Genomic DNA, 13,783 nt, shown 5'->3' on the forward strand with positions numbered 1-13,783 from the left:
TAAGGAGGACGGTTTTATGGCATTTGAAGGATTAGCCGACCGACTTCAAAAGACATTACAAAAGGTTCGAGGCAAAGGTAAAGTATCTGAATCTGATGTCAAAGAAATGATGAGAGAAGTTCGTCTTGCTTTACTAGAGGCGGATGTTAATTTTAAAGTTGTTAAAGATTTTGTGAAACGTGTTTCTGAACGAGCTGTAGGACAAGAAGTATTACAAAGCTTAACGCCGGGGCAACATGTTGTAAAGGTAGTTCAAGAAGAACTAACGGCATTAATGGGTGGAGAACAAAGTAAAATTGCTGTTTCTAATCGCCCGCCGACTGTTATTATGATGGTTGGTTTACAAGGTGCTGGTAAAACAACAACGACTGGTAAATTAGCAAATTTACTTCGAAAAAAGTACAATCGTAAGCCTCTTTTAGTTGCAGCAGATATTTACCGTCCTGCCGCTATTAAACAGCTTCAAACATTAGGTAAACAATTAGATTTGCCAGTATTTGCATTAGGAGATCAAGTAAGTCCGGTTGAAATTGCGAAACAAGCGATTCAACACGCTAAGGATGAACATCATGACTATGTCCTAATTGATACTGCTGGTCGTTTACATATTGACGAAGGGTTAATGGAAGAACTTGCACAAATTAAAGAACTTTCAAAACCTGAAGAAATCTTCCTAGTTGTTGATGCAATGACTGGACAAGATGCAGTCAATGTGGCACAAAGCTTTAATGATCAATTAGGTTTAACTGGAGTCGTATTGACGAAGCTTGATGGCGATACTCGTGGTGGTGCAGCATTATCAATTCGTGCTGTTACAAATACTCCAATTAAATTTGTTGGACTTGGTGAAAAACTAGATGCAATTGAGCCGTTCCATCCAGAACGAATGGCATCACGTATTCTAGGAATGGGTGATGTGCTTACTTTAATTGAAAAAGCACAAGAAAACGTAGACCAAGAAAAAGCAAAAGAAATGGAACAAAAATTAAGAAATGCATCTTTTACTTTAGATGATTTCTTAGACCAACTTTCTCAAGTTAAAAAAATGGGACCACTTGGTGATATTTTAAAAATGATGCCAGGTGCAAACAAAATTAAAGGATTGAATGATCTGCAAATTGACGATAAACAAATCGCTCATGTAGAGGCAATTATTCAATCGATGACAAAGCAGGAAAAGCTTACACCAGATATTATTAACTCAAGTCGCAGAAAGCGTATAGCTAGAGGTTCTGGTCGCCCTGTACAAGAAATAAACCGTTTATTAAAACAGTTTGAAGAAATGAAAAAAATGATGAAAATGATGGGTGGCATGCAAAAAGGGAAGAAGAAAGGTTTTAAATTTCCGGGCTTATTCTAACCTATTTGTATAATTTTCCAACATTTAAACATCATTTAATAAAAAATTATGCTGTTAAGAAATTTTACTTTACAAACAGTATTGGTTTTTGATAATATATAAATCGTTGTAAATATTTTCGGAGGTGCTTTAAAAATGGCAGTTAAAATTCGTTTAAAACGTATGGGAGCTAAAAAATCTCCTTTTTACCGTGTAGTAGTAGCAGACGCTCGTTCTCCTCGTGATGGACGTTTCATCGAGGAAATTGGAACTTACAATCCAGTTGCTCAACCAGCTGAAATCAAAATTAACGAAGAAGCAGCATTAAAATGGTTAGGAACAGGTGCTAAACCATCTGATACAGTTCGTAACTTATTCTCTAAAGCTGGTATCTTAGAGAAATTCCACAACGCTCGCAACGGCAAGTAATTATGGAAAAAAAGATGAATACACTCATAAATGCAATTGTTTCAAGTCTTGTAGATCATCCAGAGGATATTTCACTTCAAGTTAAAGAAGATGAGAACAATCTATTCTTTCATTTACAGGTAAATCCTGAAGATGCTGGTAGAGTGATTGGCAAACATGGTAAAATTGCAAAAGCGATTCGTACGGTTGTATATGCAGCAAGTAATGAAAACGCAAAACGTATTCACTTAGATATTCAGTAATGCAAAACGGTCCTTGGCTATAGCTAAGGGCCGTTTTCAACATTACAGAGATTTACGGGATAGCCCGAAAAAGAGGTGTGATAGTCCCTATTGAATAGATGTAAGTCCTTTGGGCAATAGGTAGCTTTTGATGCTTTAGTGACTTTAAGATATGCTATACTTGGTATTAGGCAACCTGTTTAACCATTGAAGTCTCTTAGTAGACATATATACAATCTAAATGGTCAAACTAATAATAAACATAGAAATTTTAATATAGAGGTAAAAGAATGGAAAAATATTTAAATGTCGGAAAAATTGTAAATACACATGGAGTTCGAGGAGAGGTTCGTGTTATTTCAAGAACTGATTTTCCAGAAAAACGTTATGTAAAAGGCAATACACTATATTTCTTTAAAGAAAACGAATCGACACCAATTGAATTAATCGTAACAAGTCACCGTGTACATAAAAATTTTGATTTACTTACATTTGAAGGGTATGAGTCTTTAAACTCTGTAGAACCACTTAAAAATGGGATTTTAAAGATTACTGAAGATCAATTACACGAACTAGATAAAAATGAGTACTATTACCATGAAATCATTGGTTGTGTTGTTGAGACAATTGATGGAGAAGAAATCGGAAAAATAAAAGAAATATTATCTCCAGGTGCAAATGATGTTTGGGTTATTCAAAGAAAAGGTCAAAAAGATGCCCTTATTCCTTATATCGAGCAAATTGTAAAAGAAATAGATGTTGCCAATAAAAAAGTTAAAATCGAATTAATGGAAGGTCTATTATGATGAAATTAGACTTTTTAACCCTTTTTCCAGAAATGTTTGAAGGAGTTTTAAATTCTTCTATTTTAAAAAAAGCACAAGAAAAAGAGGCTGTTAAGTTTCGCTGTGTAAATTTTAGAGATTTCTCTACGAATAAACATTCAAATGTTGATGACTATCCATATGGTGGTGGCGCTGGTATGGTACTAGCTCCACAGCCGATTTTTGATGCTGTTGATGAATTAGTATCAAAAAGTGAAAATAAGCCGAGAGTAGTCCTTCTATGCCCTCAAGGAGAGCGATTTAATCAACGTAAAGCTGAAGAGCTTGCAAAAGAGGAACACTTAATCTTAATTTGTGGACATTATGAAGGATATGATGAACGAATTCGAGAACATGTAGTGACAGATGAAATCTCAATTGGAGATTATGTATTAACAGGTGGAGAACTTGGCGCTATGGTCATTGCTGATAGCGTTGTTCGTTTATTACCTGGGGTACTTGGTAATACTACTTCAAAAATTGAAGATTCATTTAGTACAGGATTGTTAGAGCATCCTCATTACACGAGACCTGCCGAATTTAGAGGGCATAAAGTACCAGACGTTTTATTATCAGGAAATCATGCGAAAATCGAAGAATGGCGTACAAAACAATCTTTTAAACGTACGATAACACGCCGTCCAGATTTACTCGAAAACTACTCTCTTTCTGAAAAAGAGTCAAAATGGATGGATCAAGTAAAAGAAGAATTAAAACAAGAAAACTAGTTGCGTCCACTAATAGAATATGTTAATATAACTTGTGGCTTGAGTAAATACTTAAGCCTTTATTCTCGGTGTTCCGCTGCGAGTCACTAAATCTTGTAAGAGCATCGGTTGGAAAAGGAGAGCATACATTATGCAAAATTTAATCAACGAAATTACAAAAGAACAACTAAGAACTGACTTACCAGCATTCCGTCCTGGTGATACTGTACGAGTTCACGTTAAAGTTGTTGAGGGTACTCGTGAGCGTATCCAATTATTCGAAGGTGTAGTTATTAAACGTCGTGGTGGCGGAATTAGCGAAACTTTCACAGTTCGTAAAATTTCTTACGGAGTTGGTGTTGAACGTACGTTCCCAATTCACACTCCAAAAATTGCTAAATTAGACGTTGTTCGTCGCGGTAAAGTACGTCGTGCTAAACTTTACTACCTACGTGCACTTACTGGTAAAAAAGCAAGAATTAAAGAACTTCGATAGTCTTTTGAAAGGAGCTTGTATTAAACAAGCTCCTTTTTTTCCAATATTTGTAGATTATGGATATAATAAAAAGTAAAATAGAATACATAAATAAAGTTATTAACTTAACTGGTTAAAACTGCAAAACGTATGGTTATAAAATGGAGGGATTAGGTTGAAAGAAAGCAATAGTGGTGGAATTTGGGAATTAGTTAAAACAATTTTTATTGCGCTTGTACTTGCACTTGGTATTCGAACATTCCTTTTTACACCGGTTTTAGTTGATGGGATCTCAATGATGCCAACACTACAGGATCAAAGTAGAATGATTGTAAATAAGATCGTATACAAACTACATGAACCTAGACGTTTTGATATTGTAGTCTTCCATGCTACAAAGGAAAAAGATTATATTAAACGAGTTATTGGATTACCTGGTGACACGGTAGAATATAAAAATGATGTCCTATATGTTAACGGTAAACCGTATAAAGAACCATATTTGAACGAATATAAAAAAGAAACGACAGATGGTCCTCTAACTGAAGACTTTAAGTTAGAAGAGATTACTGGTAGAAAAACTGTACCTAAAGGACAAGTATTCGTTTTAGGTGATAATCGTCGATTAAGTAAAGATAGTCGTATTATCGGAACAGTTAGTCAAAAAGAAATTTTAGGCCGAGCAAGTTTTGTTTTTTGGCCGTTATCTGAGGTTGAAATGGCGAAATAAAAGCCAAATTAATCTTGATTATTCAATGTATAAGAAGGTGGCAACATGACGATACAATGGTTTCCTGGCCATATGGCAAAAGCTAGAAGACAAGTTACTGAAAAACTATCATTAATTGATGTTGTAATTGAATTAGCGGATGCAAGGGTACCTGCTGCTTCTAGAAATCCAATGATCGATGAAATAATTTCAAATAAACCAAGATTGCTTTTATTAAATAAAGCAGATTTAGCAGATCCAAGAATTACTCAGCAATGGTTAGCGCATTATGAAAAACAAGGCGTAATGGCAATTGCTATTGATGCAGCATCTGGACAAGGGTTAAAAGCGATTATTTCTTCCTGTGAAATACTTGTAAAAGAGAAATTTGATAAAATGAGGTCAAAGGGGATCAAACCTCGCGCAATTCGAGCGTTAATTGTTGGAATCCCGAATGTTGGAAAATCGACTTTAATCAATAAGCTCGCACGAAAAAATATTGCTAAAACTGGTGACCGTCCTGGCGTAACGCAAGCACAGCAATGGATAAAAGTAGGGAAAGAAATTGAACTACTTGATACACCGGGTATATTGTGGCCTAAATTTGAAGATCAACTTGTAGGTCTTCGTTTAGCAACTACAGGAGCAATAAAAGATAGTATCATTAACCTACAAGAAGTAATGATTTATGCGATTAAATATTTAAGAGAGTTTTATCCAAATGTATTAAAAGAAAGATATGACATGAATGAGGAAGTTTTATTTTCTGAAGAAGTCGTTGATATTTTTGATCATATTGGTAAGAAACGTGGATTACTTATGTCAGGCGGAATTATAGATTATGATAAAACATCTGATTTATTTTTACGTGAGCTAAGAGCTGGGAAATTAGGAAGATTAACTTTCGAAAATCCATCAATGCTTGAGGTAACTGATGAAATATTAGAAGAAAGTGCGCAAGAATAAGCGTACTTTCTTCTTTTTTAATGAAATTTTAATGTCAAAACTTAAACGTATGTATAAAAGGAGTTCTAAAGTATGTCTCTGAAAATAGATGAAATAAAAAATATACTAAGTGAATTAACTGACCCAACAAATGAACTCTTAAAAGAATTTGAAAGTGATCAAAGAATTGGTGTGCAAAAGCTAGTAGCTAAATGGTATAAAGAACAAGAAAAAAGAGATTTAGCTAGGGAGAAATTCCTTAAAATGATGGAATATGAACAAAATCTTTATAGCCAAAATATAAAGTTAATTGCAGGAGTAGATGAAGTTGGTCGAGGTCCATTAGCTGGTCCTGTTGTAGCAGCGGCAGTAATTTTAGCGGAAAATACTGAGCTAATTGGATTAGATGATTCCAAAAAATTATCTAAAGAAAAACGACAGTATTTCGTTGAGCGGATTAAGGAAGAAGCAATTTCTTATGGGGTTGGTATGGCCAGTTCAACAGAAATAGATGAAATCAATATTTATGAAGCGACTAAATTAGCGATGAGACGTGCGATCGAACAACTGACTCATTCACCTGAACATTTATTAATTGATGCAATGAAACTTCCGCTAGATATTTCTCAAACATCAATCATTAAAGGCGATGCAACAAGTATCAGTATAGCAGCTGCATCTGTACTTGCAAAAGAAACCAGAGATTCTTTAATGTGCGAACTTAGTTTAAAGCATCCAAATTATGGATTTGAAAAGCATATGGGATATGGAACAAAGGAACATTTAAAAGCGATCGACGAGCATGGAATTATTAATGAACATAGAAGATCCTTTGCACCAATCAAAGAAAAAGTTTGATTGTAAAAATAATTGATAATTAGATTACATCAATTTACTGAAGTGGTCTAAAATAGAGTAGATTAACGACGTTTAAAATTACATAACATTTTAAGTTTGTATAAAATAGATAAATGAATCGAAATGATGTAAACCTAAAATCAAAAATGATATTAACTGTCGTTAATCTATTTTTAAAAAGACAAGGATATATTATTGGAAAAATAATATTGTAATATGATAAACTACATTAACTATTGTATATGAAAGGGTTTTCTATATAAAAACATAGAATATTAAATTCTTTTCTACTAAAGTATTTACAGTATATTCTGTAAGAGATACAATAGGAATGTGTTTTAATTTGTCTTGTTCTAAAAGGGGAGGATGGATCATGAATATCCATGAGTATCAAGGGAAAGAAATCCTACGAAGCTATGGCGTAAAAGTACCAAATGGTAAAGTTGCATTTACAGTTGAAGAAGCAGTAGAAGCAGCGAAAGAATTAGGTACAGCTGTATGCGTAGTAAAAGCTCAAATTCACGCTGGTGGCCGCGGTAAAGCGGGAGGCGTAAAAGTAGCGAAAAATTTAGATGAAGTAAATACATATGCTAGTGAAATTCTAGGTAAAGTATTAGTTACTCATCAAACTGGACCAGAAGGTAAGGAAGTTAAGCGCTTACTTATCGAAGAAGGCTGCGATATTAAAAAAGAATATTATGTTGGTTTAGTTTTAGACCGCGGATCTTCACAAGTTGTATTAATGGCTTCTGAAGAAGGTGGAACTGAAATTGAAGAAGTAGCTGAAAAAACACCTGAAAAAATCTTTAAAGAGTATATTGATCCAGCAGTAGGTCTACAAGGCTTCCAAGCTCGTCGTATTGCGTTCAATATCAACATTCCAAGCAACTTAGTAAACAAAGCTGTAAAGTTCATGATGGGCTTATATTCTGCGTTTATCGAAAAAGATTGCTCAATCGCTGAAATTAACCCATTAGTAGTTACAGGTGATGGAGAAGTAATGGCATTAGATGCAAAGTTAAACTTTGACTCAAATGCTTTATATCGTCATGCAGACATTTTAGCTTACCGTGATTTAGAAGAAGAAGATCCAAAAGAAATCGAAGCTTCTAAGTATGACTTAAACTATATTTCTTTATACGGAAATATCGGATGTATGGTTAATGGTGCTGGTCTAGCAATGGCTACAATGGATATCATTAAACACTACGGTGGAGATCCGGCTAACTTCCTTGATGTAGGGGGCGGTGCTACAGCTGAGAAAGTTACAGAAGCGTTTAAAATCATCCTTTCTGACCAAAATGTTAAAGGGATTTTCGTTAATATCTTCGGTGGCATCATGAAGTGTGATGTTATTGCTGAAGGTGTAATCGAAGCAACTAAACAAGTTGGTTTACACTTACCATTAGTAGTTCGTTTAGAAGGAACGAATGTTGAATTAGGTAAGAAGATTCTTAATGAGTCAGGCTTAAACATTGTTGCAGCAGATTCAATGGCTGATGGCGCTGAAAAAATCGTTGCACTTGTAGGCTAAGAAAGGGAGGATAAAAATGAGCGTTTTCATTAATAAAGATACAAAAGTCATTGTACAAGGTATTACTGGTTCACAAGGCTTATTCCATACAACTCAAATGCTAGAGTATGGTACTAAAATCGTTGGTGGTGTAACTCCTGGTAAAGGTGGAACTGACATTGCTGGCGTACCTGTATTCAATACAGTTAAAGATGCAGTTGAAACTACTGGTGCTAATGCATCTGTAATCTATGTACCACCAGCATTTGCTGCTGATGCAATCATGGAAGCAGTTGATGCAGAATTAGATATCGCGATTTGTATTACAGAAGGTATTCCAGTACTTGATATGGTAAAAGTTAAAAAGTACATGGAAGGCAAAAAGACTAGATTAGTTGGTCCTAACTGCCCTGGTGTAATCACTCCAGATGAGTGTAAAATTGGTATCATGCCTGGTTACATTCATAAAAAAGGTCATGTTGGAATCGTATCACGTTCTGGTACATTAACTTATGAGGCTGTACATCAATTAACTCAAGCTGGTATTGGTCAATCTACAGCTGTAGGTATTGGTGGAGACCCTGTAAATGGAACAAACTTCATCGATGTATTAAAAGCATTCAATGAAGATCCTGAAACTTATGCAGTTATTATGATTGGTGAAATCGGTGGAACTGCAGAAGAAGAAGCTGCTGAGTGGGTACAAGCTAATATGGCGAAACCAGTAGTAGGTTTCATTGGCGGTCAAACAGCTCCAGAAGGTAAACGTATGGGACATGCTGGTGCAATCATCGCAGGCGGTAAAGGTACTGCTAAAGAGAAAATGGCTACAATGGAAAGCTGTGGCATTAAAGTTGCACTTACTCCAGCAGTAATGGGCGAAACTTTAATTGGTGCATTAAAAGAGCGTGGCTTATATGAACAATGTAAGACACATGAAGCTTTAGTTTAAGAATGATAAAATAAGTAGCCTCCGCTAGGAGGCTACTTTCTTATAAGAAAGGAGAATGTATGGAAAAAATTCGACTTATTCATTTGCATCATTTTTTATTTGAAAACTATCAAGCAATCAAGAAGATTCTTCTCTTTGATCCAAATTTAGAAAACCTCTATCGATATTCACCTTCTACATTTAAAACTACATTTCAAATGACTTCGAAAGCCGCTGAAAAATTATATGATCAACTTCATTCAACGTCCATTTTTGATATTTTAAAGGAAAGCTATAAAAAAAATATTAAAATTATTACAATATATGATGATGTATATCCAGAATTGTTAAGAGAAATATGTGACCCTCCGTTTGTTTTATATTTAAAAGGTAATCAAAATATCCTTAATAAACAATTTATGTTGAGTATAATTGGAGCTAGAAAACCAACTGCATTTGCAAAAATTATTTGTGATTCATTAATATTAGGTCTAATTAAAGAAAATTGTGTTATTGTTAGTGGGATGGCATCTGGATGTGATTCAATCGCACATAATTCAGCTATTTTTCACAACGGAACAACGATTGCAGTTGTCGGATGTGGGTTAGACTATATTTATCCGAAAGAAAACCGTAATTTATTTAATGAAATATCATTAAATCATTTAGTTATAAGCGAATATCCATATTATATTAGACCAGAAAAAAGATACTTTCCTAGAAGAAATAGAATTATAGCTGGTTTATCTAAAGGTTTAATCGTTCTAGAGGCTAAGGAGAAGAGCGGGACGATGATTACTGCAAATTTTGCAATTCAATATAATAGAGAGGTATTTGCAGTGCCAGGTCCGATTATAATGGAAGAATATAAAGGAAATCATCGATTAATTCAGGATGGAGCGAAATTAATTACATGTACAAATGATATTTTAGAGGAATTTTAGGAATATACTAAAAAATAAAAAAATATGTTTATATTACAAAATATTGACAATACTAATGCGACTTGTGTTATTTTATATCTAAATAAAATTTGACTAATGTATAGAATAAACTATACAATTTGAAATTGTATGAAGGAAAATCAAAAATATAAATTGAACTCTTCTTATTATGAATCTATTTGAGAATACATAAGAATAAAAGAATGAAATAAGGAATACAGAGAGTAATGAATAGGAAACTCTCGGGAGGCTTAAAAGATGGCAGAAAATTTAGTTATAGTGGAGTCCCCTTCAAAGGCTAAAACAATAGAAAAGTACTTAGGTAAAAAATTCAAAGTAATCGCATCAATGGGACATGTTCGAGATCTACCTAAAAGTCAGATGGGGATTGAAATAGAAAACGATTACAACCCGAAGTACATAACAATCCGTGGAAAAGGTCCAGTTTTAAAGGATTTAAGATCTGCTGCGAAAAAAGCAAAAAAAATCTATCTAGCAGCCGATCCAGATCGTGAAGGTGAAGCAATAGCATGGCATATTGCGAATACACTCAATATCGATACATCATCGGATTGTCGTGTAGTGTTTAATGAAATTACAAAAGATGCTATTAAAGAGTCTTTTAAAAAACCTAGACCAATTAATATGAATTTAGTAGACGCTCAGCAAGCAAGACGTGTACTAGATCGTTTAGTAGGGTATAACATAAGCCCATTACTATGGAAGAAAGTGAAAAAGGGCTTAAGTGCTGGTCGAGTTCAATCTGTCGCTCTTAGACTGATCATCGAACGAGATAAAGAGATTGAAATCTTCCAACCTGAAGAATATTGGACAATTAAAAGTAAAGCTTTAACAAAGAAAGAAACATTTGATACTTCTTTTTACGGAGTTAATGGTAAAAAATTAGAATTGAATTCTGAAACTGACGTAAAAAATGTTTTATCACAAATTAAAGGTGATCACTTTGAAGTTCAAAGTGTTACAAGAAAAGAACGTAAACGTAATCCAGCAACTGCTTTTACTACTTCCTTACTACAGCAGGAAGCAGCTAGAAAATTAAATATGCGTGCAAAGAAAACGATGATGATTGCACAGCAATTATATGAAGGTATTTCCCTAGGTAGTGGAGGACAGGTCGGATTAATCACATATATGAGAACTGATTCGACTAGAATATCCGATGTTGCGGCTGAGGAAGCAAAATCTTATATAATTGAAACTTATGGTGCAGATTTTATTGCTACAAATAAAAAAAGTGAAAAAAAATCAGATAAAGTACAAGATGCACACGAAGCAATTAGACCAACGTCAACTTTACTTTCACCTGATACAATTAAAGCACATGTTAGCCGTGATCAATATCGTCTTTATAAATTAATATGGGAACGATTTGTTGCTAGTCAGATGGCATCAGCAGTACTCGATACGGTTAAAGTTGACTTAATTAATAATGACGTAATATTTAGAGCTAATGGATCAGTAGTTAAATTCCCTGGTTTTATGAAGGTGTATATAGAAAGTAATGATGATGGCACAGAAGAAAAAGACCGTATCCTTCCTCCGTTAGCTGAAGGTGAAAAAGTAAAATTAGAAGATATATTACCTGAACAACATTTTACGCAACCACCTCCACGTTACACGGAAGCTAGATTAGTAAAAACGCTTGAAGAGTTAGGAATAGGTCGACCATCAACATATGTACCAACTTTAGAAACGATTCAGAAACGTGGATATGTTTCATTAGATAATAAACGATTTGTACCTACTGAACTAGGTCAAATAGTATTTGATTTAGTCGTTGAGTTTTTCCCAGAAGTAATTAATATTGAGTTTACGGTTCAAATGGAAGGTGACCTTGATAAAATTGAAGACGGCAATGTGAACTGGATTCAAATCATCGATCAATTTTATAGAGGTTTTGAGAAACACTTAGAAATAGCTGAGAAAGAAATGCAAAAAGTTGAAATTAGAGATGAACCTGCTGGTGAAGACTGTGATTTATGTGGAAGCCCGATGGTATTTAAAATGGGCAGATACGGTAAGTTCATGGCGTGCTCGAACTTTCCAGATTGCAGAAATACAAAAGCAATTGTAAAGGATATTGGTGTCAAATGTCCTACATGTAAAGATGGGAATATAATTGAACGTAAATCGAAAAAGAATCGAATATTTTATGGATGCACGAATTATCCAGAATGTGAATTCTTATCATGGGATAAGCCAATTGCTAGACCTTGTCCGAAATGTGAAAACTTATTAGTTGAAAAGAAAATGAAAAAAGGTATTCAAGTTCAATGTGTATCATGTGACTACAAAGAGGATCAACAAGTGTGAGCAATTAATATACTCACCTGTAAAGTGCCAGCAAAAATCAGTCTGAAATTCATATTTCTTGAGACTTTGTCCAAATAAAAGTGTGAGCAATTAATTTGCTCACTTTTACTTTTCATATCAACTTTTAATTAAGAAATCTTTAAGAAAAAAATTATAAAATATTATTACGTAATTTTGATTGAATCAGCGTAGAAGGAGTTAACAATGAAAGAACAATTTATTAATGTAATTGGAGCAGGTTTAGCAGGAAGCGAGGCTGCTTATCAAATTGCAAAAAGAGGAATTAAAGTACATTTATATGAGATGAGACCGGTTAGACAAACACCTGCTCATCATACTGATAAGTTTGCTGAATTAGTTTGTAGTAATTCACTAAGAGCGAATACACTAACGAACGCTGTAGGTGTATTAAAAGAGGAAATGAGAAGATTAGATTCAGTTATTATTCGATCTGCTGATGAGTGTGCTGTACCAGCAGGTGGAGCGTTAGCTGTAGACCGACATGAATTTGCTAGCCGTGTAACTGAGTATGTAAAAAATCATCCAAATGTAACTGTGCATAACGAAGAAATGACTAAAATACCTGAAGGACCAACAGTTATCGCAACAGGACCTTTAACATCACCTGAATTATCACAGCAATTAAAAGAATTAACGGGTGAAGATTATTTCTATTTTTATGATGCAGCGGCTCCGATAGTAGAAAAAGAAAGTATTGACTTAAATAAAGTATATTTAAAATCAAGATATGATAAAGGTGAAGCAGCTTACTTAAACTGCCCAATGACAGAAGAGGAATTTGATCGTTTTTATGAAGCATTAACTACAGCAGAAACGGTTCCTTTAAAAGAGTTTGAAAAAGAGATTTTCTTTGAAGGCTGTATGCCAGTTGAAGTAATGGCTAAACGTGGAAAACAAACATTATTATTTGGACCTATGAAACCAGTTGGATTAGAGGATCCAAAGACTGGTAAGACGCCGTATGCGGTTGTCCAACTACGTCAGGATGACAGTGCTGGAACTTTATATAATATAGTAGGATTCCAAACGCATTTAAAATGGGGGCCTCAAAAAGAAGTTTTACAATTAATACCTGGCCTAGAGAATGCTGAAATTGTACGATATGGAGTAATGCATCGTAATACGTTTATAAATTCACCGAATCTATTAGAGGCAACATATCGTTTTAAAGGTCGTGAAGATTTATTCTTTGCAGGTCAAATGACTGGAGTGGAAGGTTATGTAGAATCTGCAGCATCTGGTTTAGTAGCAGGAATAAATGCAGCTAGATACGTAATGGAGAAAGATTTAGTCGTATTCCCAGCAGAAACTGCAATTGGAAGTATGGCTAATTATATAACGACAACAAGTGCAAAACACTTCCAACCTATGAATGCTAATTTCGGTCTATTCCCTAAGCTTGATGTCAAAATTAAAAGAAAACAAGAACGATATGAAGCATATGCAAACCGTGCATTAGAATCAATTATGAATTTTGTAGAATGTTAAGAAAATAAATTGCAAATAGCTACTTAATATGTTAGTATGTAGTGG

General features: G+C 34.3%; 14 protein-coding genes. All 14 read left to right on the top strand.

Annotated elements, in window-relative coordinates; all coding sequences use genetic code 11:
- The first annotated feature begins 16 nt into the window (after window positions 1–16).
- The 14 genes from ffh (at window position 17) to trmFO (ending at window position 13,738) form a co-directional block, all read left to right on the top strand.
- Window positions 17–1,360 carry a signal recognition particle protein gene (gene ffh, locus ACFVRR_RS02965; RefSeq protein WP_387324484.1) on the top strand — a complete coding sequence of 448 codons (1,344 nt, stop codon included), beginning with the start codon at window positions 17–19 and terminating at the stop codon, window positions 1,358–1,360.
- Window positions 1,361–1,495: 135 nt separating this feature from the next.
- Window positions 1,496–1,768: a 30S ribosomal protein S16 gene (gene rpsP / locus ACFVRR_RS02970; protein ID WP_025569022.1), complete on the top strand. Its 273-nt coding sequence runs from the start codon at window positions 1,496–1,498 to the stop codon at window positions 1,766–1,768.
- A 14-nt stretch (window positions 1,769–1,782) separates the two neighbouring features.
- The gene (locus ACFVRR_RS02975; RefSeq protein ID WP_248266375.1) at window positions 1,783–2,010 is read left to right on the top strand and encodes a KH domain-containing protein; all 228 of its coding nucleotides are present in this window, start codon (window positions 1,783–1,785) and stop codon (window positions 2,008–2,010) included.
- Between the two features lie 269 nt (window positions 2,011–2,279).
- The gene (rimM, locus tag ACFVRR_RS02980; RefSeq protein WP_387324489.1) at window positions 2,280–2,795 is read left to right on the top strand and encodes a ribosome maturation factor RimM; all 516 of its coding nucleotides are present in this window, start codon (window positions 2,280–2,282) and stop codon (window positions 2,793–2,795) included.
- Entirely contained in the window at window positions 2,795–3,541 is a 747-nt protein-coding gene (gene trmD / locus ACFVRR_RS02985; protein ID WP_387324953.1) for a tRNA (guanosine(37)-N1)-methyltransferase TrmD, read from the top strand. The genes rimM and trmD overlap by 1 nt, the downstream gene beginning before the upstream one ends.
- A 130-nt stretch (window positions 3,542–3,671) precedes the next feature.
- Window positions 3,672–4,016 carry a 50S ribosomal protein L19 gene (rplS, locus tag ACFVRR_RS02990; protein ID WP_025569026.1) on the top strand — a complete coding sequence of 115 codons (345 nt, stop codon included), beginning with the start codon at window positions 3,672–3,674 and terminating at the stop codon, window positions 4,014–4,016.
- A gap of 154 nt (window positions 4,017–4,170) precedes the next feature.
- The gene (gene lepB, locus ACFVRR_RS02995; protein ID WP_025569027.1) at window positions 4,171–4,725 is read left to right on the top strand and encodes a signal peptidase I; all 555 of its coding nucleotides are present in this window, start codon (window positions 4,171–4,173) and stop codon (window positions 4,723–4,725) included.
- Between the two features lie 45 nt (window positions 4,726–4,770).
- Window positions 4,771–5,670 carry a ribosome biogenesis GTPase YlqF gene (ylqF, locus tag ACFVRR_RS03000; protein WP_097975497.1) on the top strand — a complete coding sequence of 300 codons (900 nt, stop codon included), beginning with the start codon at window positions 4,771–4,773 and terminating at the stop codon, window positions 5,668–5,670.
- Window positions 5,671–5,742: 72 nt separating this feature from the next.
- Window positions 5,743–6,507 carry a ribonuclease HII gene (locus tag ACFVRR_RS03005; protein WP_387324492.1) on the top strand — a complete coding sequence of 255 codons (765 nt, stop codon included), beginning with the start codon at window positions 5,743–5,745 and terminating at the stop codon, window positions 6,505–6,507.
- Between the two features lie 373 nt (window positions 6,508–6,880).
- Window positions 6,881–8,041, top strand: a complete 1,161-nt coding sequence (gene sucC / locus ACFVRR_RS03010) for an ADP-forming succinate--CoA ligase subunit beta (protein ID WP_387324494.1) — start codon at window positions 6,881–6,883, stop codon at window positions 8,039–8,041.
- Window positions 8,042–8,057: 16 nt separating this feature from the next.
- Window positions 8,058–8,972, top strand: coding sequence for a succinate--CoA ligase subunit alpha (gene sucD, locus ACFVRR_RS03015; protein ID WP_097975492.1), 915 nt, complete (start codon window positions 8,058–8,060; stop codon window positions 8,970–8,972).
- Window positions 8,973–9,031: 59 nt separating this feature from the next.
- Entirely contained in the window at window positions 9,032–9,895 is an 864-nt protein-coding gene (dprA, locus tag ACFVRR_RS03020; RefSeq protein WP_387324498.1) for a DNA-processing protein DprA, read from the top strand.
- A 258-nt stretch (window positions 9,896–10,153) separates the two neighbouring features.
- Window positions 10,154–12,229: a type I DNA topoisomerase gene (topA, locus tag ACFVRR_RS03025; RefSeq protein WP_387324501.1), complete on the top strand. Its 2,076-nt coding sequence runs from the start codon at window positions 10,154–10,156 to the stop codon at window positions 12,227–12,229.
- Window positions 12,230–12,433: 204 nt separating this feature from the next.
- Window positions 12,434–13,738 (top strand): FADH(2)-oxidizing methylenetetrahydrofolate--tRNA-(uracil(54)-C(5))-methyltransferase TrmFO, encoded by a 1,305-nt coding sequence (trmFO, locus tag ACFVRR_RS03030; protein ID WP_387324504.1) that lies wholly within the window; start codon window positions 12,434–12,436, stop codon window positions 13,736–13,738.
- Window positions 13,739–13,783: the final 45 nt, after the last annotated feature.

Source organism: Gottfriedia sp. NPDC057948 (assembly GCF_042887255.1).
Lineage (GTDB): Bacteria > Bacillota > Bacilli > Bacillales > Bacillaceae_G > Gottfriedia.